The sequence below is a fragment of the Serratia oryzae genome, from assembly GCF_001976145.1.
GTDB lineage: Bacteria > Pseudomonadota > Gammaproteobacteria > Enterobacterales > Enterobacteriaceae > Chania > Chania oryzae.
Window position 1 is genome coordinate 202,258 of sequence record NZ_MOXD01000004.1, and the last position, 22,446, is coordinate 224,703.

15 protein-coding genes are annotated in these 22,446 nt (G+C 53.6%); 11 read left to right on the forward strand and 4 right to left on the reverse strand.

Features of this window, described 5'->3' with window-relative positions; translation table 11 throughout:
• Positions 1–5: 5 nt before the first annotated feature.
• The gene (locus BMI79_RS09330) at positions 6–659 is read right to left on the reverse strand and encodes a Qnr family pentapeptide repeat protein (RefSeq protein ID WP_076941867.1); all 654 of its coding nucleotides are present in this window, start codon (positions 657–659) and stop codon (positions 6–8) included.
• A gap of 366 nt (positions 660–1,025) precedes the next feature.
• Between BMI79_RS09330 and BMI79_RS09335 the strand changes: the two genes are divergently transcribed.
• Together BMI79_RS09335 and BMI79_RS09340 are read left to right on the forward strand one after the other, a co-directional pair.
• The gene (locus BMI79_RS09335) at positions 1,026–2,114 is read left to right on the forward strand and encodes a type I restriction endonuclease (protein ID WP_076941868.1); all 1,089 of its coding nucleotides are present in this window, start codon (positions 1,026–1,028) and stop codon (positions 2,112–2,114) included.
• A gap of 203 nt (positions 2,115–2,317) precedes the next feature.
• Positions 2,318–3,769 carry an EmmdR/YeeO family multidrug/toxin efflux MATE transporter gene (locus BMI79_RS09340; protein WP_076941869.1) on the forward strand — a complete coding sequence of 484 codons (1,452 nt, stop codon included), beginning with the start codon at positions 2,318–2,320 and terminating at the stop codon, positions 3,767–3,769.
• A gap of 35 nt (positions 3,770–3,804) precedes the next feature.
• Here BMI79_RS09340 and BMI79_RS09345 read toward each other — a convergent pair whose 3' ends face one another.
• Both BMI79_RS09345 and BMI79_RS09350 read right to left on the reverse strand, forming a co-directional pair.
• A complete protein-coding gene (locus tag BMI79_RS09345; protein ID WP_076941870.1) occupies positions 3,805–4,425 on the reverse strand; it encodes a DUF2913 family protein in 621 nt (206 codons plus the stop codon).
• 128 nt (positions 4,426–4,553) lie between these two features.
• Positions 4,554–6,080, reverse strand: coding sequence for an MFS transporter (locus BMI79_RS09350; protein ID WP_076941871.1), 1,527 nt, complete (start codon positions 6,078–6,080; stop codon positions 4,554–4,556).
• Positions 6,081–7,455: 1,375 nt separating this feature from the next.
• Here BMI79_RS09350 and BMI79_RS09355 point away from each other — a divergent pair.
• From BMI79_RS09355 to BMI79_RS09375, 5 genes are read left to right on the forward strand one after another with little or no spacing between them, the layout of a single operon-like run.
• Complete coding sequence (locus tag BMI79_RS09355; RefSeq protein WP_095996113.1) at positions 7,456–9,210, forward strand: DUF2138 domain-containing protein; 1,755 nt, start codon at positions 7,456–7,458, stop codon at positions 9,208–9,210.
• Positions 9,207–9,848, forward strand: a complete 642-nt coding sequence (locus tag BMI79_RS09360) for a DUF1175 family protein (protein ID WP_095996114.1) — start codon at positions 9,207–9,209, stop codon at positions 9,846–9,848. The genes BMI79_RS09355 and BMI79_RS09360 overlap by 4 nt, the downstream gene beginning before the upstream one ends.
• Positions 9,782–14,416: an alpha-2-macroglobulin family protein gene (locus BMI79_RS09365; RefSeq protein WP_083704399.1), complete on the forward strand. Its 4,635-nt coding sequence runs from the start codon at positions 9,782–9,784 to the stop codon at positions 14,414–14,416. The genes BMI79_RS09360 and BMI79_RS09365 overlap by 67 nt, the downstream gene beginning before the upstream one ends.
• A 3-nt stretch (positions 14,417–14,419) precedes the next feature.
• Complete coding sequence (locus BMI79_RS09370; protein WP_076941874.1) at positions 14,420–16,063, forward strand: DUF2300 domain-containing protein; 1,644 nt, start codon at positions 14,420–14,422, stop codon at positions 16,061–16,063.
• 29 nt (positions 16,064–16,092) lie between these two features.
• Complete coding sequence (locus BMI79_RS09375) at positions 16,093–16,896, forward strand: YfaP family protein (RefSeq protein WP_083704400.1); 804 nt, start codon at positions 16,093–16,095, stop codon at positions 16,894–16,896.
• Between the two features lie 184 nt (positions 16,897–17,080).
• Here BMI79_RS09375 and BMI79_RS09380 read toward each other — a convergent pair whose 3' ends face one another.
• On the reverse strand, positions 17,081–18,346 hold the full coding sequence (locus BMI79_RS09380) for a flavin-containing monooxygenase (protein ID WP_076941875.1): 1,266 nt from the start codon (positions 18,344–18,346) through the stop codon (positions 17,081–17,083).
• A gap of 416 nt (positions 18,347–18,762) precedes the next feature.
• Here BMI79_RS09380 and BMI79_RS09385 point away from each other — a divergent pair, with 416 nt between their 5' ends.
• Genes BMI79_RS09385 through argE form a run of 4 tightly spaced genes read left to right on the forward strand, consistent with a single transcriptional unit; the run spans position 18,763 to position 22,445 of the window.
• Positions 18,763–20,163: a purine-cytosine permease family protein gene (locus tag BMI79_RS09385; RefSeq protein ID WP_076941876.1), complete on the forward strand. Its 1,401-nt coding sequence runs from the start codon at positions 18,763–18,765 to the stop codon at positions 20,161–20,163.
• 29 nt (positions 20,164–20,192) lie between these two features.
• Positions 20,193–20,633 (forward strand): RidA family protein, encoded by a 441-nt coding sequence (locus BMI79_RS09390; RefSeq protein ID WP_076941877.1) that lies wholly within the window; start codon positions 20,193–20,195, stop codon positions 20,631–20,633.
• Positions 20,630–21,304, forward strand: coding sequence for a DUF1028 domain-containing protein (locus BMI79_RS09395; RefSeq protein ID WP_076941878.1), 675 nt, complete (start codon positions 20,630–20,632; stop codon positions 21,302–21,304). Before BMI79_RS09390 ends, BMI79_RS09395 begins: the two co-directional genes overlap by 4 nt.
• On the forward strand, positions 21,297–22,445 hold the full coding sequence (gene argE / locus BMI79_RS09400; protein WP_076941879.1) for an acetylornithine deacetylase: 1,149 nt from the start codon (positions 21,297–21,299) through the stop codon (positions 22,443–22,445). Before BMI79_RS09395 ends, argE begins: the two co-directional genes overlap by 8 nt.
• The last annotated feature ends 1 nt before the right edge of the window (position 22,446 follow it).

A 22,446-nucleotide genomic window follows, 5' to 3' on the forward strand; every position in this document is an offset into this window, starting at 1 on the left:
AATAACTACGCATCACTGACTAACACAATGCCCAGCCGATCGATCAAACCAACGATCTGTTGGCTATCCAGTTGCACGCCTTCCAGGTCAACCTGGCGGATATCTAAATCACCCAGCTCTGAACCGGTAAGATCGCAGTGATTGAACGTGGCGGCACGCCAGTCGAAATGGTTGAATTCACCGCTGGAAAGATCGGAGCCGATAAAGCTGGCGCCGAGCACGTTGGCACCGTTCCAGCGATTTTCCCACAGCTCGCATTTTTCCAGCACCACCTTGGCGAAATTGGCATAGCTCAGGTTGCTTTTGGTGATAAAGGCGCTGCAAAAGTAGCTGCGCTGCGAAATCATGTTCATAAAGTTGGCACCGCGGAAATCGGCCCCTTGCACCTTACATTCGCGGATCTCCAAGCCTAATGCGCTGGTATTCCTGAAATCCGCCAGAGACAGATCGCAGCTTTTGAAGCTGGCATCTTTCAGCACTGCACGATTGAAACAACAGCCGATCTGCGTGGCGTCATCATAGAACAGGCAGCCGATAAACTGGCTATCGGTCAGATCGGCCCCCGAAAAATCACAGTTAAGGAACTTGCCGTTAGTGATGGTTTCACCACGAAAGCGATCGCGCTCGATCCGCGTGGATTGCAAGACTATGGGTTGCATCTGATTACCTGTTTTTTTATACAGTTTTTAGGATAATACCTGAGATAACAGCTAATGGAAATCCCTATCAGACGGTTCAAAGTGGGCGGGATTTTATATTCAATAAGAATATCGTATGGAATGGTATTATTTGGATTAGTGAGATTGCTTTATTATTACAAACTAAACTATAAATTTTTTACTCATGCCATGCGTATTTCTATAGCATTCTCTTTCTATATTCTTTCTTGGATTATTTAATCGTTATTTTCAGTGGTAAAATTAAGTGATCGCGATCTTATTCTGGTAAAAAAAAGAGCAAGGTAAGTGTTTTTTATATAAATTGGTTAAGTAGAAAACTCTAACCATTTGACATGGAGGCACTTTATGGCGCTTTTAGACGAGTTGTATAGTCTTTCAGCCAAGATCAAACAGCAGGCTGCGGTTATTCAGACAGAAGAAGCGACAAAAAGTGCTTTTGTTATGCCTTTCATCAATAGAGTGCTAGGTTATGATGTGTTTGACCCCACGGAGGTGACACCTGAGTTTATTTGTGATGTCGGAACCAAGAAAGGCGAGAAAATAGATTACGCTATTTTAAAAAATGGTGAGATACAAATCCTGGTTGAATGTAAAAAAATCGGTGAACCGCTGAATGTCAATCATGCGTCACAGTTATTTAGATATTTCCATGTTACCAACGCAAGAATATCTATTTTAACCAATGGGCAGATCTATAAATTTTTCACCGATCTTGATGCGCCAAACAAGATGGATGAAAAGCCGTTCTTGGAGTTAGACCTGTTGGACATCGATGAAAACGTGGTTCCTGAGATCGTGAAGCTTACGAAGTCAGCATTTGATGTAGAATCAATAGTTAACGCCGCTGGAGAATTAAAGTACGTCAGCCAGATCAAGAAAATATTCTCCACGCAGTTTACGAATCCAGAAGAGGACTTCGTAAAGTTTTTTGCCTCCAGGGTTTATGATGGCATGCTGACACTGAAGGTGCGTGAGTTATTTGCCACCTTAACGAAGAAAGCGGCCAGTCAATGGCTGAACGACCAAGTCAACGAACGCCTGAAGTCGGCGATCAGCGGTGGCTCTCATCCGCAATCCACCTTGAATAATGAGCCGAAGGAGGAGAGCGCTGAGCCGGTAGCCGTGCCGCTCCCAGAGCCTGACAGCATTGTCACGACTGAAGATGAGATTGAAGGGTTTCATATCGTGAAATCTATCATTCGCACCGTCGTTGAGCCTTGCAGAATTTCTCATCGAGATACCAAGAGCTATTTTGGCATATTGCTTGATGATAATAATAGAAAGCCGATTTGCCGATTACATTTCAATCGCAATCAAATGTATATTGGCCTGTTTGATGCCGACAAGAAAGAAACCCGTCATCCGATAGATACAGTAGATGATATTTACTCGCATGCCGAGCATATTATATCTACTGCTGAAAGCTACCATTAATCGAGGATTGGCCAGGTTTCTCTGGCCAACTCATTAGCAAAAATAATATTTCACACCGTTTAGGGACTTTCCGGGAACGATATATTGATGGAATAGTGCAGAAGAGAGTTATTCCCCAGCAATAAGCTGAAAAAGGCCTTGCAGAATAAGCGCCTATAAATCATTATTGAAACGTTGTTTCACTTCCACTCTTCAGGCTAATTTTGAACTTACCTGCGGCACTGTGCCAGAGCGTGACCAAAACGCATTGGTATGCCAAACGAAAAAGCTATCGGGTGCTCTTCTGGCGCGAGATTACCCCGTTGGCGCTGCCAATCTTTCTAGAAAATACCTGCGTATTGCTAATGGGGGTGCTGAGCACGTTCCTGGTGAGCTGGCTCGGTAAAGAGGCGATGGCGGGTGTTGGCCTGGCAGACAGCTTCAACATGGTGGTTATGGCCTTTTTCGCCGCGGTCGATCTGGGGACTACGGTGGTAGTGGCCTTTAGCCTCGGCACGCGGGATCGCAAGCGGGCTAGGGCAGCGGCGCGCCAGTCGCTGGTGCTGATGACTGCGTTGGCGTTTTTGCTGGCGCTGGCGATCCACCTGGCTGGTGAAGCGATTATCAACGTGATTGCCGGTGAGGCTACGCCCGAGGTGAAGGCGCTGGCGCTGTCTTATCTGCAAACCACGGTGTGGAGTTACCCGGCGGCGGCGATTGCGCTGATTGGCAGCGGGGCACTGCGTGGCGCGGGGAATACCAAGATCCCGCTGCTGATCAATGTCGGCATGAATATCCTCAATATTCTGATCAGCAGCACGCTGATCTATGGTCTGTTTAGCTGGGATGGGCTGGGCTTTGTTGGCGCTGGCCTGGGGTTGACCATTTCCCGCTATATTGGCGCTGCTGGTATTATTTATGTGCTGATGATCGGCCTGAACCCAGCGCTGCGTATCACGTTGAGGAGCTATTTCACTCCGCTCGACAGCAATATTCTGCGTGACGTGCTGGGAATTGGCATTCCTGCCAGTATCGAGTCGGTGCTGTTCAACTGCGGAAAATTACTGACGCAGATGTTTGTTGCCGGTATGGGCACCAACGTGATCGCCGGTAACTTTATTGCCTTTTCCATTGCTGGGCTGATTAACCTGCCTGGCAGTGCCTTGGGTTCGGCGTCGACCATTATTGTCGGCAAGCGTTTGGGCAAAGGGCAGATCGCCCAGGCCGAGCAGCAATTGCGTTACATCTTCTGGTTGGCAACCATTGGTTTGACGGTGTTGGCTTGGGGCACCGCCCCCTTTGCCGGGCTGTTTGCCTCTTTCTATACCCAAGAAGAAGACGTGAAAGAGGTGGTGAAAATTTTGATCTGGCTGAACGCGGCGTTTATGCCGATCTGGGCGGCTTCCTGGGTATTACCCGCCGGGCTGAAAGGTGCGCGCGACGCTCGCTTCACCATGTGGGTTGCCATGCTGGGTATGTGGGGCTGCCGCGTGGTGGCCGGTTATACCTTGGGCGTGCTGCTCGGCATGGGCGTAGTCGGGGTCTGGCTGGGGATGTTCAGTGATTGGGCGGTGCGCGGGGCATTCTTCTATTGGCGTATGGCCAGCGGGCGCTGGCTGTGGAAGTATCCGCGCGTCAAGAGAAACCTGCCAGCGGAGGTCGATCAGGTTGAATAAGCAATGCAGGTGAACAGCGCCTGCATTGAGCCCATTTACGCCACCTCGGGGATTTTTTCGTCGATGCTGACAAACAGGCGCGCATAAGCAGTTTCGCCGAGCACCTGAAAAACGTGGAACTTTTGCTCCAGCAGTAGGATGCCAAACACCTGTAAATCGCCTAATACTCTGATTTCCAACGGGGCTAATTGCGCCCCCTGTTTGCAAAAGACGCTATTAAGATGGTTCATCTCGATCATCAGCGCATTAATGCCATTCACGCGGGCAGGGACTTCTTCCGTTTTCCATTCTTCTGGCGTCAGCACGTAGTAACGCCAGCCTGCATTTTTCAATGCCTCGATAATATAGGTCAGCCGATGTAAATCTGGCTGCTGCTCGATAGGATCTACCCAGGAAAAATAGAGATATTGTACCCGCTCATAAAGCCTGCTTTGCATGCCTAATTGACGCCCGCGTGCGATCAGCCAGGCTATTTCTGGCGCGACTTGCTTGGTAAAGCGTTTCTGTTTTTGTGCGGTCACCAGCCAACGCAGCAAAAACACATGGCCGTCTAATAAAGATGTCACCTTCCCATCCTGTTCGGCCAGCTTCATGGCGACCTGCGCACAAAAGGCGAAGTGGGCTAATTCCCTGTTTTTATTATCGATATCAGTCATGGCAAATACCGTAAAAAAAGAACCATTATGGTTGAAAATAGACGTTAGGGTGGTTCCCCAGCCTCTTGACCGGGCTTCAATGAGGGAAAAGCTTTCGGGAAGCAACCTATCGCTTCCCGAAAATGTGATTACTCCTGCGGCGCTAACTTGGTCAGTTTATCCTGCGGTGTTTTTTGCCCTAACGGGTTGTTGCCCCAGCATTGCTCATATTTCCACCCCGTCAGCTCTTCGATAATGGCCCGGTGAGCCGGGGAGATATCGGCCATGGCTCCGCCTGCTTTGATCCGCGCAATCTCTTCTAACAGGATCATATGGCTCTTTCTATCCAGCTTCATTTGCGTGGTGTAGAAAATAGCCACCAGTGCCAGCGCTATGACACCAATCGCGAAGACGCCGACAATCGCCTGTACTGCCATTTCCGGTTGCGCTGATTGCCCAGAGACAAAGCCAAATTTACTGAGCGTCCAGCCCATGGCGAAGACAATGATAGAACGCACCATTTTCCCGGCGAAGGTCATGGCACCGGCATACAGCCCTTCACGCCGACGCCCGGTCAGCACCTCATCCACATCAGCCAGGAAGGTATACACGGTCCAGGGGATGTAATAGATCCCCCCGGTGCTGAGGCCAAAAACGGCGGTAATGGCAAACAAGACGATCACGGTGGCGGTATCAGACCAACCGGTGAAGTAAAGGGCGGCGTAGGCAATCACGCTAACAATCACCACCTGCAAGGCAATGCGGAACGGCCGGGCAAAGCCCATTTTCACGCAAATACCAATGAAGAATGCGGTTGAGATAAGCTGCATCACCGAGCTGAAGCTGTTGAGTTGTGAAACCAGCACCGCGCTTTGGCGTAAGCCGAAGATGATGAAATAGGTGAACGACGAAGCGAACAGCCATTCCGCACCGAAGCCAAACAGATACATGCCCAAATGCTTGCGGAAAATACGTAAGCGGAAGGTTGAGATCATATCGATACAGAGCTTCTTCAGCGCCTGCCCCAGGCTGGTGGTGGTTTCCTTCACCACTTCGCTGGCCGGGCGTTCCCATGAGGAGACGTACAGGGAAATCATGGCGAGACACATGATGGCACCGTAGGCGATCCCGGTATAAAGAAACGGGGTAGGGGAATCTTTGCCATAGATGGCGATAAACTGGCCGGGAATAAAAGCGGCCATAAAGTTCGCAATTTTACCAAAGATCGCTTTCGAGCCGGTGAGCTTGGAGCGTTTGGCAAAATCGGTGGTCATTTCTGTCGCTAAGGTTTCGTACGGCACCATGATTGAGGTGTAAATCAGTTCAAACAGGGCGTAGGTGAGTAGGTAATACCAAAATCCAAAACCGCTCATCCACAGCAGCGGATAGAACAGTACCAGGGGGATCCCGATCAGGATAAAGAAGCGACGGCGGCCAAATAGCCGGCCAAGGCGCGTATTGTAAAAGTTATCCGTGATGTAACCCATGATTGGGTTGCTGATGGCATCAAGAATGCTGGCGAGTGAGAAGATCGCTGCGGCTTCTACGACAGAAAGGCCACAAAAAGTCGTATAGAAGTACATCAACCAGGCGCCGCTGATCGCGAGCGCACCACTACCCAGTAAGTTCGCACTCCCGTATGCGATCGTATGCCTGACTGTTATCTGCTTTTCCATGTATCCGCCATATATAAAACATCGTTTCAATTTATTTGACACGACGTTCTTTATATTACTGTTGTTGAGTGGGAAACGAGACGGAGATCACACAACAATGTTTTGTACAGAAAATTCTCAGCGGGATATTTCTGTGGGGGATGAAGACAGCTTAAAATAAAAAATTATTTAATATTAATTAGTTGCGATTTTTTGTGCTGTTCGGTAAGCGCTGTAGTCAGTGAGTTGAATGGACAAAATTGTATTTTTTGTGATTTAAGTCACAAAAATATTGAAATACCGTTTTGAAAAGAGTAGATTGTTTTATGTGACGCACGTCACATAAAAGACAACCCATCCCTTTGAGGAAACGATCATGAAAATCATACTGACCATCTCTAAATTTTTTGACAAACTGGACGCGGCTTACTCTGACTTATGCAAGCGGATTGGCGCAATTGTCTCTCCTTTCTGATCTCAGCCACCCTGGGCTTCATCAGCTAAGAACGTAGGCGCTTATTCTTATCCTCGCCATAAGTAGGATTCGATCACGGCAATCTGACGTTGCACGTCAAGTGATAAGCGGTAACTTAAACGTCGTTTGTCGTAGCGCCTACCCTCTTCCCTTCTACATCCTCCTTTATATCAACGCCCGCGCAAATCAACATGATACAAACTCTTCAAAGATGGAGATTGTGTCTAACAATAAACGGCGAAATCCTTATGCTTGACTTTGAAGGAATTTTAATCTGCCCAAGAAGATTTCGTATTGAAAATTGCATTATTGTTTACTGCGTGGATGCCATCGTCGCAGCCGATTATTCCAGATTGTGACTGGATTGATATTTGAGGGCAGGATAAAGTCACTGTCAGTTGCTTGATTTTCACCCAGCATGCGCGATGCTCCAATTGTTAATGGGTTGAAAAGGAGTTAAAAATTATCTGAAAGCTAAGCTGGAAAAACTTAATGTTAACTCTTTGTTAAGATGGTTCCTGGGATATATCTCTTGATTAAGATATATCTTATTTTTCTTGAGGAGGCATGCAGCATCATGATATTAAATTGAAACGCAAGGGGCGCGGGAAACACGAATCACCGACCTCTTTTCGCTTGAAAAATCATCGATAAAAGATAGCTATGTCCGGTACTGCTAGACAGATCGCAAACCTTGAAAAATAAGATTATTTGTCATTCGACTCACGCTATGTGGATGGGTATACTGCCGCGATAATCAGGGCTTGCAGACTTAAGGTTATTTCATATTTACAATCATAATAATATGGTCTGCAAAGTATTATTAAAGCAATGATTGCTGGTTTTTTGTTGAGCTCATCTCTTGGCGCATGGTCATTCAAGCGTCGCGTTATATCTCATGCCTGGTGTGGAACGGCCATAATGACTGTTGATAACAAGAATGTTACATCTGTGGCAAAACAAAGCCGCAGTAAATATGGATTTTGGGCAGTCGGTATTATTTTAGTGATTTCTGCCGCTGTATGGGGTATTCAGCATTTTTTAATGTTGCCTCACCAAATTTCACCTCCCAAAGAATTGGTCTGGCACAATGATCTGCAGATAGATCTCCATCACCCCGATGTGTTGATCGAAAGCGAATCCCTGAGCCGGTTGCCTAAAGATCTGCTGGCGATCCCATTTCTGCGCGATACCCTGACGGAAGATCTGGTTTTCTATTACCAGAACAATGCCGATCGTCTGGGCATTGCCGGTAGTCTGCGGCGTATTATCTTCGAACATGAGTTAACGTTGCGCGATAACCTGCTGGAGACGCTCCTCGACCAACCGGCGAATATTGCGCTCTGGCATGACGAGCGCGGCAGGCTCGATCACTTTATGGCGGTGATCAAACTCGGTGGTTTGGCGCGCCTGCTGGAGCCGTTAGCCAAGGTGGCGGCGGATGATACTCAACTGGAACGGATGGATTTCGCCCCTTTCAAGATCGGCAATGAAACGGTTTCGGTGTATCAATTGCGCTACAGCGCTAATAAATCACTGCTGTTTGCCAGCCACGGCGACAATCTGCTGCTGTTTTCCGATATCGCTATGTTGTATGACCAGCAGGCACCCTCGCAAGATTCCTCGCAGGTTGCCAGCGCTTTGTTGAGCGGCGGCACCCCTTGGCCAGAAAGTTTTGGCCTGAAAGCGCGCAATGCCGCCAGCGATAACGCCTCCGCCGCCGATAAAACGGCTCACCGCATTTCAGTCAGCGCCAACTATCTTGGGTTTGGCTATCAGCGCTTTGTCCCGGCGTTTGCCGGTGTCCGGTTTGAGATGCAAGCGCAAGGGTGGGCGAGCTATCTGGCGCTGAACGATCCATCAACGGCGGGCGATGCCGCTTTTGATTTCAGCCCCGTCTGGAAAACCATGCCGATGGGTGCCAGTTTCTGCCTGGCGTTGCCGGTGTCGCAAAGCGTGCCGGAATACCTGTTGCAACGGGTGGATGCCATCAGTGATAACGCCGATTCCACTGAACATGCCGATGCCTCATCGTTGGCGATGAACGGGATCAGCGGTTTGTGCTGGTACCCTGACTCACATCTTTATACGCCGCTGTTTGTCGGCCATTTGGAGAGCGCAGCAGATGCGCGAGTTGACAGCAAACTGGCGGCCCTGTTTGACACGGCGATCGGCGCCAGAGAGAAACAGCCGGTGCCGGTGGTAACAAGTAACAAAAACCAGGCTCATCTGTGGCAGCGTGAAGTCAGCTCCCGTTACGGCCAGTATCCGCTCAGCGAGTCCAGGGTGCAGGAAAGCCTGTTGGGCAGCCAGTTCTTCCGCGTCAGCCTGGCGCGCCACGATCGGACCTTACTGTTTTCGCTGGATGACAAACTGGTGAACAAAGCCTTGCAGACGTTGGATAAAAACTTCCCGCCGATCGCCGATGTGTTACCACCGCAGGTGGTGGTGCCGGTTTATATGGCCCCGGAGGCTTTGTCGGGGCTGTTTAAACAGGAAGTGTTCGCCAGCCTGCCGAAGAACCTGGAACCCATCTTCCATAACGCGGCGCAGACGCTGTTGCTACCCAAGCTGGCCGCCTTGGCCGGGCAGCAGAGTTATGCCCTGGTCCTGCCGGCCAATATTGAGGTGAAAGAACCTTGGCAGTGGATACCGCTGAAATGGCAGGGGCTATGAGGTCAATAGCGCTATGCCTGCTCAGTGCGGCGCTGTTTTTTACCTGGCAAGCTCAGGCTGAAACCCCGGTGGCATCGCTCGACCCTGAACAATCAACCCGCTTTCGTGCCTGGTTTGTGCGCATTGCTGAAGAGCAGTTGAATCAGGGGCCGAGTGCGCGCTGGTATCAACAGGATTGTGCCGGGCTGGTGCGGTTTGCCGCCAATGAGTCGCTGAAGGTTCATGACAGCAAATGGCTGCGGGCGAACGGTTTATCCAATCGTTACCTGCCGCCAGAGCTGGTCATCAGCCCACAGCAGCGGCAGTTTGCCCAGCGCTGGCAGCAAGGCGGTGGCCAGCAGGGCCCCTATGTGGATGCCATCAAGCTGATTCAATTCAATAGCCAACTGCTGGGCCGTAACCTGAACCAGGCACAGCCCGGCGATCTGCTGTTTTTTGATCAGGGCGATGAACAGCACCTGATGATCTGGATGGGCCGCTATATCGCCTATCACACCGGAACAACCACCCCGACGGATAACGGAATGCGTGCGGTGAGTATGCAACAATTGATGAAATGGAAGGATACCCGATGGATACCCGACGAATCGAACCCCAACTTCATTGGCATTTATCGTTTGGGCTTCCTGTCACGATGAATAGATTTCTACGCCAGTGCCGCAAACTGCTGATCGGAGTCGCGCTGTTACTGCCGATAGCTCATGTGCAGGCCGAAGGCAGCCTGCCAGCGAGTGATTATTCGATCCCCAAACAATCCTTTTTCCTGCTTTCTGACAGCAGCTTTGCCAGTGATGAAGTGGCCAAAGTGCGCCTGGAGGCGCCAGGGCGTGACTATCGTCGCTTTGAGGTCGAGCAGTACGGCGGGGTGGATATCCGGTTGTATCGGATCGATCGGCCGATGGAATTCCTGAAAAAACAGAAAAACCTGCATCGCATCATGCTGGAAGGGCAATATCAGGGGGAAGGTTTATCCAACACCCTGTCGTACCTGTGGGATAACTGGTACGGCAAATCGCGCCGCGTAATGCAACGGACCTTTTCCTTTGATGCTCGGCAGGAAGTGACCAACGCATTGCCAGAGTTGAAAATCGGTGAGGCCCTGGCGGCACCGAGCAAGTTTGTGATTCAGCCCCAGTTTGCGCCGCTGAAAAACCTGCCGCTGATTAGCCAGTTCCGCTACCCGCTGTGGGACGCCCAGCCGATCCAGCCGCCGGAACAGGTAAAAATGGAAGGGTCATCCAGCCGGTTTATTGAGCCGTTGCCGGGGAATGTCTACATTCCGCTGGGCAAGTTGAAACCGGGTTTGTATCTGGTGGAAGCTCTGATTGGCAACCACCGCGCTACCACAGTGGTGTTTGTGGCCAATACCGTTGCGTTGAGCAAGATTTCCGGCAACGAACTGCTGGTGTGGACGGCTAACCGCCATGATGGCCAGGCGGTGGGGGGCAGCCAGATCCTGTGGAGCGACGGGCTGGGCATCCTGAGCAGTGGTCAGACGGACAGCAACGGCCTGCTGAACCTGCGCCATATTGCGCCAGAGCGCTCCTATCTGCTGGGCGAAGATCGCGAAGGTGGGGTGTTCGTTTCAGAGAACTTTTATTACGACAGCGAGATTTACGATACCAAGCTGTATGCCTTTACCGATCGCCCGCTGTATCGTCCTGGTGATTGGGTCGAGATCAAACTGCTGGGGCGTGAATTCAAGAATGCGCTGGATTCTGTGGCGATCAAACCTGCGGCCGTGGCCTTAACCGTGTTGGATGCCAACGGTGCGGAATTGCAAACCCTAAACCTGCAGATCGATGGCAAGTCGGGGGCTCATGGCCGTTTCCAACTGCCAGAAAACGCTGTGGCGGGGGGATATGAACTCCGTACTACCTACAATAATCAGGTCTATAGCAGCTCATTCCGTGTGGCCAGCTACCTTAAACCGCACTTCGAAATCTCACTGGCGATGGCGAAAACCGATTTTCGCACCAATGAGCCGGTGACCGGTGACATCGTGCTGCTCTACCCCGACGGCAAGCCGGTGGCTAATGCGCGCCTGGATCTTAGCCTTTACAGCCAGCAGCTTTCGATGGTCAGCAACGATCTGCAGTACCAGGGCAAATTCCCAGTTGCCCTGAAAACGGCACAGTTGACGACCGATGACAAAGGCCATGCCAAGCTGGATCTGCCCGCGGTGGATAAACCGAGCCGCTATCTGTTAACCATCTTTGCCAGCGACGGGGCGGCCTACCGGGTCAAAACCACCCGCGAGATCCTGATTGAGCGCGGGGCATCGCGCTATGAGATCGCTGCGCCAAAGCGTTTTAGCCAGGCTGGCGAAGCGGTGGCCTTCAGTTTCCGCAATTTACAGGGTAACGGTACTGCTCCGGCCACTTATGAGTGGTTGCGGCTGGAAGATCGTCAACTCACCACGGCGCCGTTACCGGCGGCGGAACATGCCTTCACCATTGCCTTCGAGAAACCCGGTACTTACACGGTGACCCTGAGAAGCGAGCAGGGCATGATCCTGGGGGCAACCAGCCATACGGTCAGCGGCCCAGGAGAGAAATCCGTGCCGGGCAGCGTTGAGATCGTGATGGATAAAGGGCAATACCAGGTGGGTGAAATTGCCCAGGCGTTGATCACTTTCCCGGAGCCGGTTGATCACGCATTGCTGACGCTGGAGCGCGACAAGGTAGAGAAGATCGCGTTGCTGGCCAGCGGGGCCGAGTGGATCAAAATGCAGCGCCTGAGCGATACGCAGTATCTTGCTCATATCGCCGTGCAGGAGAATTTTGCGCCCAACCTCACTTTTTCGGTGTTGTACAGTAAAGGCGGGCAGTACAGCTTCCAGAATGCCGGGATCAAAGTCTCGATGCCGAGCATTGATATTGCTATCAAAACCGATAAAGCCGTTTACCAACCGGGTGAAACGGTGAAGGTGGCGCTGGATACCCAGTTTGCCGGTAAACCCGTCGCCGCTCATCTGACCGTGAGCGTGGTGGATGAGATGATTTATGCCCTGCAGCCGGAGATCGCCCCGGCTATCGAGCAGTTCTTCTATCATCCACGCCGAAACAATGTGCGCACCAGCGCCAGCCTGTCGTTTATTGCCTACGATCTGGCACTACCGGGCTCGCTCACCGCGCCAGGGCGCGCCAACCGCAGCGATCGCAGCGTCAAGGTGCTGGAGCGCCCGCGCCGTGAGGATGTGGATACGGCGGCCTGGCAGCCGGATTTGGTTACTGACGCCAACGGTAAGGCCACCTTCAGCTTCCGGATGCCGGATTCATTGACCCGCTGGCGGATCACGGTACGCGCACAGAATCCGCAGGGGCAGGTGGGGCAGAAACAGGGCTTTACCCGCTCAGAGAAGCCGCTCTACCTGAAATGGAGCGGGGCAACGCAGTTCCGCCAGGGCGATCGCCCGCAGCCTGGGCTGTTTATCTTCAGTCAGGACAAGCAACCAGCAGCGGTAGAGCTGCGCACGCGCTATGGCGATCAGACTCTGACTCAGCCGCTCACCCTGCATGAAGGGGTGAACTATGTCAGCCAGCCGGTGGAAGCGATGCATTCCGGGCGCTGGATCTCCGAGGTGGTGAGAAACGGCCAGGTGCTGGATACCCTGAGCGTTGACCTGAAAGTGCTCGAAGATAACTGGTCGGTGCCGCAGCAGCGGGATATCCGCCTGCATGGCGGCAGCAATAATCTGAACTTGCCGACCGGCGCTTATGACGTTCGGCTGCGCATCAATGGTGATGCGCAATCACTGTTCCGCAGTAGTTTGGATGACTTGCTGAATGAGCCTTTCGGCGGCGTGATTAACACTGCCAGCCGCCTGTTGCCTTTGAGCCTGGCCTATAACATGCTGGCGAAAGAAGACACGCAGCGGGGGGATGCCCTGCGGCAGATCATGCAGAATAACCGTCAGCGCCTGATGCAGATGGCCGGGCCTGGGGCCAAGTTCACCTGGTGGGGTGAGGAGGGGGATCCTGATGCCTTCCTGACCGCCTACGCCTATTACGCGGATTGGTATGCCAGCCAGGCGTTAGGTGTGGCGATCCCGGCAGAACACTGGCAGCGCTTGCTGGACGTGTATGCACAGCAGGCGGACGAAATGCCAATGCTGCACCGTGCGCTGCTGCTGTCCTTTGCGCAGGAGATGCATTTACCGGTGACCAGCATGTTGCAAGGGTTGGCGGAGTCATTGCCAAATGCCACTGCGGTGGAAGGCAATGCGCTGGCAGAAACCGACAGCCTGGTGATGGCGGCCCCCAATTCTAAGCTGGGGCTGGCCGTGGCACGGGTGCTGACCTACTCGCTGTTACAGCAAACGCCAGGTTACCGGCTGCAGGAGCAGGAATTGCAGGCGTTAAAACAAAGCCAGCAGTTTATTGCCTATAGCCAGCATCCGTTTGCCTATGCGGCGATCTGGCGCACCAGCGGGGCAGATGCCGAGCAGGTCGCCTGGCTGTTGCCGCAACTGCTACCGTCACAGCCGGGCCCGGAGCGCGCGTTGGCTTTGGCTTGGCTGTACAATTCGCTAGGCACCGCCACATCGCAGGTGGAATTTAACCCGGGAGCGGGCTGGGCGGCATTACAGGGAACCCTGGGGGAACGTTACTGGCAGTGGACAGGTAAGGAGCCGGTCCCGCCGCTTGAACTGCCAGCTGATTTAGCACAATCCATGGATGTTTCAGTTAACTTTAGCCTGCCGCTGGGCGCCGCGGGTGTTGATCGGGCAAAACAACCGCTGCCGGTGGATATCAGCCATCGCTTACTGAAGCTGGTTCCCGGGGATAAAGCCTTTGAGTTTTCGGTACTTCCTGTCGGGCCAAATGAAGCGCTTGCCAGCGATGCGCTCTATCTGGATGAAGTGACATTAACCAATAAAAGCGATGTGCCGCAGCGCTATATGCTGCTCGAGGTGCCATTGCCGCCGGGGGCGGACGTTGAGCGCACGACCTGGGGCATTACGGTGTCGGGGCTGAGTGGCAAGGGTGGGATACCGCTGGAGAAAGCCCGCAATGAGATGGGCCAGCTCTCCTATGTGGTGCCGGTGGATGAACTGGTGGAAAGCAAGGTCTACCGTCATCTGATCCGCTTCTCACAGAAAGGAGAGTTCCTGCTGCCGCCGATCCGTTATTCGCGCATGTATGCGCCGCAGGAAGCGGCAACGGAAAACAGCCGCGGCCTGAAAACCGTGACGGTGAAATAATCGATGTGGCGCTGGTTGTGGTGGCTGCTGATGTTGCCTGCGGTTGCGCTGAGTGCGGAACCGCGGCTGCAGCTGGCGTTGCCGCAGGGGCAGGAAAATCAGCTGCTCATTCTGAGCCAGAACCAGCAGCTTGCCCAGCAACCGCTGCCAGCCACGCTCACCACGCCGCTGGGCAGTATCTGGAAGCTGCTGGTGTATGCCTACCTGGTAGACACGCAACAGCATGAGCCAGAGTACACCTGCAACGGCAGTCAGCCGCAGGAAGAGGTTTATTGCTGCGAGCCGGGGCAAAAGATTGGGCGCGATCGGGCCTTGGTGCAATCGTGCGGCCTCTACTTCAGCCCTCAGCGTCTGCAGCTGGATCCGCAACAGTGGGCCAGCTATTGGCAACGCCAGCAGAGCCCGGCCTGGTTGCAGGATCTGGCCCAGTTGCAGCCCGCAAAGCGGGTGTCGGTTGCCGAACTGCTGGCGGTGTTGGCTACGCTGCCGGGCCAGCAACAGGCGCGTAACCTGTTGCTGGAGGTGTTATTACCCCCTGACGGTAAGTTGGTGGGGGCATTAGGCAGCCGGTTACGGATAAAAACCTGGAGCTGGCACGACGAGCAGGATCCTGAACAGCGCCAAGGTGGCTTTGCGGGATGGCTGATGGACGGCACGCCGCTATGGGGGCAAGCCCCAGGGACCAGTAAAACGGTCCTGCAAAACTATGCCAGCGTGCTGAACAACGTGTTACCGCAGGCGCAACCGGTGGATCCTCTGGGTTGCGTGGTGGTGAACATGTTTGATCGTTACCCGATCGTTGCCGTACGCCGCAGCGGTGAGCCAACGCCGGTCGAACCGGGGGCATTACGCGGGCGCTATCAGGTTGAGTTCAGCAATGGCAACTTTCAGGCGATCGAGAGCCTGGGTGAGCTTTTCCTGCGTATGGATTCGGGGCGATTGACCCTGACGGCCCGTCTTGATCGAGAAGAGTACGTTGCTCGGGTATTACAGCGTGAAGCCGCAGCCCAGCCTGCTGAAGCGGCAAAGGCGTTGGCGGTGGCGATCCGCACTTATCTGCTGCAGAACGCCGCGCGTGCAGGGGAGTGCTTACTGATCGCCGACAGCAGTGCCAGCCAGCGTGTCGCTCCCGAGCCTGCAACGGCGGCGGCGCGTGCGATTGCTGCCTGGAGTGCCGATCTGGTACTGGCCGGTGCGCCAGTGACTTACCATCTCGATCAGGCTGGCAGTAACCGTTTGTCCTGGCAGCAGGCGGTGTCTCAAGCCCAACAGGGAATGCGCTATGACGCGATTTTAGCGCATGCCTACCCACGGGCTAACCTGGGGCGCTGGGATCGGCCAGAAGCGTTGTGCCAGGCGATACCGGAAGCCGAAGCCTGGTTAGTCACTCAACAGAAACGCTGGCGTGAAGCCTTGGACATTCAGCCGGGTTATACACCCGTGGGGCAGTTCACCGTATGCCGTTTACTCTCTGGCAAGCCCCATGTTGATCGCATGTACAGCCGTATCTACGTTCGGGATCTCTACTCATTGCAGGACCGGCTGGATTTGGCCCATGAATATTTACATTTGGCCTTTGCGGCCCACCCTAGTGGTCAGGATGAAGAGTTTGTCGAGCAGCTTGCCCGCCATCTCTTGCTGGAATAGGGCATCACTAAAGGATTTAGGATAACACTATGATTATTCGTCGGTTGTGTGGCATAGGTTCGTTACTGTTAATGGTAGTGGCCACCTCGGCATTGGCCGAACAGCGCGTTGATATCGATACCCCGCTTGCCGGGTGGCATGACACTTCGGGTGAAGGGGCCGATTTCTCCCAACAGGTAAATTATCCGGCATCATCGGTGAATTCACCGACGAGCCAGTCAGCACAGGCGCTGATCAAGGGGAAGATTAAAGACTTCCCCAAGCCAGACAGCAAGGCTAAACAGGAGCCGGGGCGCTTGATCGTGAACGGTGTCAGTATGCCGCTGAAAGTTCAGGAGGATGGCAGTTTTAACCGCCCTTATATCTTCCCGCAAGGCAGCAACGGCGTTGAAGTCCGTAGCCCCGATCGTGTTGCGAAACACCGTACCCAGTTTTATGCGCAAAGAGGCAACGGGGCGATCCCGGCTCGTTTACGTCTGGTGCTCTCATGGGATACGGATAATACCGATCTCGATCTGCATGTGGTGACTCCTGACGGTGGGCATGCCTGGTATGGTGGCAGGCAGTTAGCGAATGGCGGGGCATTGGATGTGGACGTGACTACCGGTTATGGCCCTGAGATCTTCTCTTCACCAGCACCTGAAAGCGGCCAGTATCTGGTGTATGTCAACTATTATGGCGGCAGAGGGGAAGAGATCCTGACGACGGCGCAGCTCACTATTGTGACCGAGGAAGGCACCCCGAATGAGAAGCAGGAAACCGTGATTGTGCCAATGCGTAATCCCGGTGAACTGACGTTGGTAAAAAAATTCAGCTATTCGAGCCGGGGATAGGTAGGGCGCACAGCGACCACCTGATATGGCAAGGGCCGGGGTGCAGGGGGCTGGCCTCTTGAACCCCCTGCTCGGGCGTGTTCACTACATTGCCAAGTGAACACAACATGCTTAGCGACCGAAATAAATACTCGTCCAACATATGCATAAGGAATAGCCCACGAGGATACCCCCACAAATACGCTTAACGCTGCCCGGCATCGCGATATTGCCAATAGCTGCGTTGCGTAGCGATATGGTCGGCAATGTACTTAGCGTCATGCCAGACGCCCCAAATAAAGGTTGAGCCGCGCCGCGACAGCCAAGGCAGGCCTAAGAAATAGACGCCGGGCTCGCTGGAAACTCCGCGCTGGTGCTGGGGTTTGCCCCGATCATCAAAGGCGTCTACCTTGAGCCAGCCATAGTCAACCGTGTATCCCGTGGCCCAGATAATCGAGGTGATGCCCGCCGCGGATAAATTAAGCTGCAGAATCGGGTCAGTGATGCATTCCGGGTCGGGTAAAATGTGGCGGGCCGTCGGCTCTTCAGGCAGATCCAACCCATTGCGGGCGATATAAGCATCTGCGGCATCCAAGAGTTCCAGGTAATTTTCATCGCCACGGGCAATATTTTCTTTGAGGTCGGCGGCGAAAGTGACGCTGCCATCCTGGAAAGAGCGAGTCAGGCCAACCAGCGTCACCCCTTCATGCGCCAGTTCGCGGAAATCTACCGTATAGCCGCCGTGAGCCCCCGTGACGGCAATCGTCACATGCTCTTTACCCGGTTGGCTCACTGCCGCATCCCACAACCCCAGCACGCCTAACCACCAGCAGAAGTCGCGGTTGCGATAAGAACGGGGCGGGCGATCGTGAGCGCCAACGGAGAGGTAGACCTGCTTTCCGGCCCGCCTCAGTTCGTCGGCAATCTGTACCCCGGATGAGCCGGCACCGACAACCAGCACCGCTCCTGTGGGCAACTGTTGCGGGTTACGGTAATGCGCCGAGTGAAGCTGAGTGATCCTCGGATCCTGGGGGGCGATAGCCGGGATCACCGGGCGCTGAAACGGGCCGGTGGCGGCCACCACATGGTTTGCCTCGATGATGCCCTCGCTGGTTTCAATGCTAAAACCGGGGCGGCCAAGGTTGCGCTGTACCCGTTTCACCTCTACGCCAGTGCGAATCGGGGCGTTGAATTTATCCGCATAGGCAGCAAAATAATCGGCAATCTGCTCTTTCGGCACGAAGCCATCGGGATCGACACCGGTAAATGCCATCCCTGGGAAGCGATCGTGCCAGGCTGGGCCGTTCGCCACCAGAGAGTCCCAGCGCCCGGTACGCCAGGCTTCGGCTATCCGATTCTTTTCCAGCACTAAATGTGGAATACCCAGTTTGGTCAGGTGTTCGCTCATCGCTACCCCAGCCTGACCGGCCCCTACCACTAGCGTATCAATGTTGATTTTGTCTGATGTCATATCTGCATCCTTAGCCTGGTTATTCGGTTATGAGAAATATCCCCGTCGCCCTTCAAGATGCAGGGGTGTTGGCTGCTCTCACTCACCCGAATCACTTACTAATGTAAGCTCATCGGGATTTCGTTCGATTGCCGCCTACCTGTATCTTGAAGTAACTTGGGGATAGCTTGGGCATAGATGGGCAAGACTATGGAATGGAGATGAATGGGTAAAATATTATTAAACTAAGGGTTGAATATAAATTAATGATGCAAGCGGGAACCTGATAAGGCAGCTTTTTTATTCTCTCAGATAACAAAATTAATATTTTATCTATCACTCCATCAATGTCCATTATCACTCCAATAAGAAAATGCGGCCGATAATAACGGCTACCGTCCTATCACAATAATAATTTTCTTAACCTGGAGTTCACCATGTCCATCGCTGAGTCATCGCCACCGCTGATTGAAAAACACACGATAGGTTATATTCCCCCGGAAGAGCGCCATGGGAAAGTGCGGGATTTATTCACGCTTTGGTTCGGCGGCAATATTGCCCCTTTACCTATTGTGACTGGGGCACTGGGCATACAGTTATTTCATTTGAATCTGCTGTGGGGAGCGATCGCCATTCTGGTAGGGCACTTTATCGGCGGGATCTTTATGGCCCTGCACTCGGCCCAGGGGCCACAAATGGGCATTCCCCAGATGATCCAGAGCCGTGCTCAATTCGGTTCGTTAGGCTCTTTGCTGGTGGTGGCGATCGCCGGGGTGATGTATGTCGGTTTCTTTACCTCCAATATTGTTCTGGCGGGCAAGTCCCTGCATGGCGTGGTGAACAGCATATCGGTGCCGGTAGGGATTATCGTGGGTGCGGCAGGTTCCTGCGTGATTGGCATTATCGGTTATCGCTTTATTCATGTGCTTAACCGGATTGGAACCTGGGTACTGGGGATCGGCATTGTGCTGGGGTTTGGCTATATCTTTACCCATATACATACCACCGATTTTCTGACGCGCGGCGGCTTTACTATTTCCGGCTGGCTGGCCACGGTGTCGCTGGCGGCGCTGTGGCAAATTGCTTTTGCGCCTTACGTTTCTGATTATTCACGTTATCTACCGGCAGAGGTTTCCGTGTCGGCCACCTTCTGGGCCACCTATCTCGGTTCGGTATTGGGTTCGAGCCTGTCGTTTATCTTTGGGGCGGTCGCGGTACTGGCTACGCCTATCGGTATGGACACCATGGATGCGGTGAAGCTGGCGACCGGTGCGCTTGGCTCTTTAATGTTAGTGTTATTCCTGCTGAGCGTGATTAGCCACAATGCACTGAACCTGTATGGCGCGGTGATATCGTTGATTACCTTAGTTCAGACCTTTTCCTGGCGTTGGATCCCTACCGCTAACAGCCGCGCGGTGTTATCCATTATGGTTTTGGTGTGCTGCTGCGTTGCCGCCATTTACTCATCGGCAGATTTTATCGGCCATTTTGTGGATTTGGTGTTGGCGCTATTGGTGGTATTGGTCCCCTGGACCGCCATCAATTTAATCGATTTTTATGCCATTCATAAAGGTCAATACGATATTAGCTCGATCTTCCAGGCGAATGGCGGCATCTACGGTTATTTCAATCCCCAGGCATTATGGGCTTATGCCATTGGTATTCTGGTACAGATCCCGTTTATGAATACGCCATTATACGTAGGGCCTATTTCAGCTCATATTAACGGTGCCGATCTTTCCTGGCTGGTGGGGTTAGTAGTGACCTCACCGCTGTATTACTGGCTGGCAAAGCGTGATAACGCCCAGCACCCTCTGTCAGCCACGCGAATTATTTAGGATATATTTTTGGTTAATAGGAGCTAGACATGAGTCATATCACCCATACACGCATTCGCATGTTTAATACGAAAGAAACCTATCCGAATCAATCCTTGGATAACGATCTCTGCCAGGCGGTGCGGGCGGGAAATACTGTTTATGTTCGTGGCCAGGTGGGAACTGATTTTGCCGGTAATCTGGTGGGATTAGGCGATCCACGCGCCCAAGCCGAGCAGGCGATGAAAAACGTGAAACAACTGCTGGCGGAAGCGGGCAGCGATCTGTCACATATTGTCAAAACCACCACCTATATTATTGACCCAAGGTATCGTGAGCCTGTCTATCAGGAAGTAGGTAAATGGCTGAAAGGCGTATTTCCGATCTCGACCGGGATTGTGGTGGCGGCATTGGCCCAGCCGCAGTGGTTGATGGAAATCGATATTATCGCCGTGATCCCCGAAGGTTGGGTCGCGGAGGAGGCGTTATGACCTTTTCTATTGCTGCACGTTGTGCCGAGACCGGGCAGCTTGGTATTGCGCTGAGCTCTTCCAGTATTGCGGTTGGGGCACGCTGCCCTTGGCTGCTGGCGGGGGTTGGCGCGGTTTCCAGCCAGAACATTACGCTGCCGATGCTCGGCCCGCAGGTGCTGGAACAGCTGGCCCAGGGGGCAAAACCCGAACATGCGTTACAAGGCGTGCTGGCCGATCACGTGTTTAGCGAATATCGCCAGGTCATCGCGATTGACGGCTCTGGGGCAACGGCGGTGTTCAGTGGAGCAAAGTCGCTAGGCCTCTACCATACGGCGCAGGGCGCAGACTGCGTTGCCGCGGGCAATATGCTGGCAGATATTGAGGTGATTAATGCCATGGTGCACGCATTTGAGTGCGCTGCGGGGCAACTGAGCGATCGCCTGATGGCGGCGCTGCAGGCGGCAATAGAAGGGGGCGGTGAGGCCGGGCCGGTGCATTCTGCTGCGCTTAAGGTGGTGGGGAACTACTCCTGGCCAATCGTTGATCTGCGGGTCGATTGGGCAGAGAACGACCCGATTGGCGAACTGGAGACGCTGTGGCAGGCGTATAAACCACAGATGCAAGCCTATCTCACGCGGGCGATAGATCCGCGTGAGGCACCAAGCTACGGGGTGCCGGGCGATGAGTGATGCCGTGCGCGACATGCTGGCGCGGCTGCTGGCTTTTGATACCACCAGCCGCGAATCTAATCTTGAACTGATTCATTTTATTCAAAATTATCTGACGGGGTTAGGGGTAGAAACGCAGCTATTCCTCGACGCCAGCGCCAGAAAGGCCAATCTTTATGCCCGTACCGGCCCGGTGGGCCATGGTGGGGTGATGCTGTCTGGCCATACCGACGTTGTACCGGCCGATGGGCAGCAATGGAGCGTGCCGCCGTTTGCGCTGACGCATCAGCATGGCCGTTACTATGGCCGTGGCAGCGCCGACATGAAGGGCTTTCTGGCGTGCGTGTTGGTCTCTGTGCCTGAGTTTGTTGCTCAGCCGCTGCGTATGCCGCTGCACCTGGCGTTTTCTTATGATGAGGAGGTCGGCTGCCTGGGGGTTCGCAGCCTGGTAGCCCATCTAAAGGCCTCGCAGGATAAACCGGCAATGTGCATCGTGGGGGAACCTACGGCAATGAAGCCGGTTTATGGCCATAAAGGCAAACTGGCGATGCGCTGCCAGGTTTATGGTCACGCTTGCCACTCGGCCTATACGCCGCAGGGGGTGAATGCCATTGAGTATGCAGCCAAACTGATTAATAAATTAACCTCGCTCGGCACCCAACTGACGGCCACGCAAAACCGGTGTTTTGATCCGCCCTACAGCACGCTGCAGGTGGGCACCATTAACGGCGGCACGGTGCTTAACATTGTGCCGCAGGATTGCCAGTTCGATTTTGAGATTCGCCATTTGCCCGGCGTCGCGGTTGATGCCGTCATCAGCGAACTGGAGCAGTATGCTGAAGAGGAGCTGTTACCCGCAATGCGGCGGGTTGCGGCCAGCAGCGATATCCGCTTTCAGCCGCTCAGCCAGTACCCAGGGCTATTCACCGATCCGCAATCCGATTTTGCCCGCTGGCTGGCGCAGTGGTGCAGCAGTGATGAATTCACCACGGTGGCCTTTGGCACCGAAGGCGGCCTGTTTGATGAAGCCGGCGTGGCCACGCTGATTTGCGGGCCGGGGAGCATGGATCAGGGCCACAAACCTGATGAATACGTGAGCGTTGAGCAACTCGAGCGCTGCATGAAAATGCTGGCGAATTTGCGCACCTGGATGCTGGCTTAGC